The 203-nt window shown below is 46.3% G+C and carries 1 protein-coding gene; it reads left to right on the plus strand.

Annotated elements, in window-relative coordinates; translation table 11 throughout:
* Positions 1 to 203 (plus strand): Ig-like domain-containing protein (locus IAE20_RS16730; RefSeq protein WP_227611213.1); only part of this gene is annotated, 203 nt, incomplete at both ends.

The following is a 203-nucleotide window of genomic DNA, read 5'->3' on the forward strand; positions in this document are numbered from 1 at the left end:
TTATCCAGCTACGAATAACGGCGATGGAACCTGGACTCTGGCAGACAATACATTACCAACCTTAACTGACGGTTCTCATACTGTTGTGGTAAATGCAACGGATGCAGCAGGAAATGTGGGGACAACCACTGAGACAGTGGTAATTGACACAATGGCGCCAACTGCCCCTGTTGTCAATCCAGTCAATGATACAGATGCAATTA

Source organism: Acinetobacter sp. S54 (genome assembly GCF_016624945.1).
GTDB lineage: Bacteria > Pseudomonadota > Gammaproteobacteria > Pseudomonadales > Moraxellaceae > Acinetobacter.